The following is a 2,201-nucleotide window of genomic DNA, read 5'->3' on the forward strand; positions in this document are numbered from 1 at the left end:
GTTGGTTGTTAAAAAACATAATAGCAGGAATAGCATTTTACGGGAATAGTATAGGCGTACCAGTAGTAGGTGGTGAATTAGCATTTGATGAATCATTTAACGATAATCCTTTAGTTGATGTGGCTTGTGTGGGTGTAGTTAGAAAGGATAAAATAATTCCTAGTGTAGTTAAAGAGCCTGGGTTAAAGTTAGTTTTAGTAGGTTTGACTGGGGTTGACGGTTTAGGTGGGGCTTCTTTTGCTTCAAGAAAATTGAGCGGAGAAGACGAAATTGGGGCTGTTCAAATAGCTGATCCTTTTGCTGGCAAAATAGTTTTAGACGCAACACTAGAGGTTTCAGATAAGGTAGAAGCTATAAAAGATTTAGGTGGAGGAGGCCTCGCAGTAGCTGTGACTGAAATCGCAAATGGACTAGGGGCAATAGTGAATATAGAAAAAATTCCTCTGCGGGTTAAGGGAATGGATCCAATAGACATAGTCGTGTCTGAGACACAAGAAAGAATGTTGTATGCAGTTAAACCTAATAAAGTAGATGAAGTTTGTGAGATTTTTAAACAATACGAATACCCATGTACGGTAATAGGCGAGATAGTTAAAGATCCTTATATAAAGTTTAGGTATAATAACAAGGATATAGTAACACTACCCTCTGATATTCTGCTTAACCCTCCTAGATTTATTTGGCCAATAAGAAGAAAGGAAAAAGATAGTGTTAAAAAAGAGACAAAATCTTCTATATCTCTTAAGGATGCCTTATATACTGTTCTATCTCATCCTGATTTAGTAAGTAAAGAGTGGGTGTATAGTCAATACGATTATGAAGTTAATACTTCTACTGTAGTTAAGCCTGGAGAAGCTGATAGTGCAGTATTACTTTTGCCTAACGGAAAACTATTAGCAGTGAAAGGTGATGCAAATCCAGATCTATGTGAAGAAGACTCCTATGAATGCGGTAAAGGTATATTTGCTGAAGCTTACAGGAATCTAGCGTCAGTTGGGGCTAAGGGAATAGTTGCAGTCGATCACCTTCAGTTTGGAGATCCTAAAAAGCCAGAAGTTTACAATGATTTTGTAGACGCAGTTAGAGGCATAGGAGAAGCAGCCAGATTTTTCAACATACCTATTGTAGGTGGTAAGGTTTCATTCTATAACGAGAATAACAGAGGTATTCCAATAAAGCCCACTCCATTAATAGTTATGGCTGGTATTGTACAAGGGAAATTCTTGAGGAACAGAGTTGAGGAAGATACTTACATAGTACTCTTAGGATATACTAGGGGAGAATTAGGTGGTTCATTATTTTCAAAAATATTTAATGTTATATCTGATGTCCCTAAGGTTAGACTTCAAGAGGATTTACTAGCATCACAAGTTGTTCTGGAATTAATCAACGATGAAAAGATAATTTTTGCAAAAGACGTTAACAAAGGTGGTCTGGCTTATTCATTATTTAGTATCGTTCATAATGGATTTGGAGTTAGCATAAATGATAAAAATGTAATAGCAGATACTGATGATTTAAAAAGAATTTTATTTTCAGAAAGTAGTGGAAGATTCATATTATTATCTAATGATCCAGATTGGATAATAAGGAAAGCAAACAGTAAGGGAATAGTTGCCTCGGTTATAGGAAATGTCGATAAAAATTCTGGTGTTTTAGAGATAAATGGTGAAAAATTCGATTTAAACAAGCTCGTTGATTATTATCGTTATTTCCTTGAGGAGGAGATGATTAATGGTTAAACTACATGAAAATTGTGGAATTTTTGCTATATCGTCAAGATATCCAATCAATATACAGTTAGTTGTAGAGGGGCTGAAATTACTTCAGCATAGGGGACAAGAGTCAGCTGGCATATCTTACTCAGAAAGGGAAAAGGTATATACTATTAAAGGGTTAGGGCTAGTAGAAGAAGTATTTAGGGACAAGCTAGAAAAGATAATACGTAATGGTATAGGACATGTAAGATATTCAACGACCGGAAGTAGCTCAATTGATGAAGCACAACCTTTAGGCGACTCTGATATTGTAGTAGCGTTTAATGGTACAATAAGTAACTATTATAAATTTGGCTCATTCAAAACTGATACTGAGTACATCTACTCATTCTTCAAAAAGAGGATAGTTAAGGATAGTATAATTGAGACTGTGAAGAATTTTATGGAAAATTCTGATGGAGCGTACTCCGCTTTAATTCTAAT

At 35.3% G+C, this 2,201-nt stretch carries 1 protein-coding gene and 1 pseudogene; both read left to right on the plus strand.

Annotated features, from left to right (window positions below; genetic code table 11):
• A partial coding sequence (gene purL, locus DMP16_RS09260; protein ID WP_143577142.1) for a phosphoribosylformylglycinamidine synthase subunit PurL occupies window positions 1–1,742 on the plus strand: 1,742 nt, incomplete at its 5' end.
• Window positions 1,735–2,201 (plus strand): annotated as a pseudogene (locus DMP16_RS09265) (amidophosphoribosyltransferase); the annotation flags it as partial. The gene purL and the pseudogene DMP16_RS09265, both read left to right, overlap by 8 nt.

The sequence above is a fragment of the Sulfolobus sp. B1 genome, from assembly GCF_007050195.1.
GTDB lineage: Archaea > Thermoproteota > Thermoprotei_A > Sulfolobales > Sulfolobaceae > Saccharolobus.